A 247-nucleotide genomic window follows, 5' to 3' on the forward strand; every position below is an offset into this window, starting at 1 on the left:
GAAAGTTTTAGAAATGGAAGTGTTGCTAATTAAGAGAACGGTGGTAAAAAAAGTGTAGGACGTGATTCTTGAATTTTATTTTCATTATTTTCTTTAGTAGCTTGTCCTGTTTGTCTCGAGTTTTGTCCACCCTTTTTGGCAATCTGTCCACCTTGATTAGCATTTGTTCCTGCGTTTCCGCTGATCTGTCCATTTCGATCCGCTGTTATTGTAAAACCAGCCTTCCCGCCCTGATTTGCAAGGTTAT

General features: G+C 39.3%; 1 protein-coding gene. It reads right to left on the minus strand.

The window, feature by feature from the left end:
- Positions 1–29: 29 nt before the first annotated feature.
- The coding region (locus KVT37_RS32540; RefSeq protein ID WP_217579060.1) for a hypothetical protein at positions 30–247 on the minus strand (218 nt) is incomplete at its 5' end.

It is taken from the genome of Mesorhizobium sp. GbtcB19, from assembly GCF_019091085.1.
In the GTDB taxonomy this organism is placed as follows: Bacteria; Pseudomonadota; Alphaproteobacteria; order Rhizobiales; family Rhizobiaceae; genus Mesorhizobium.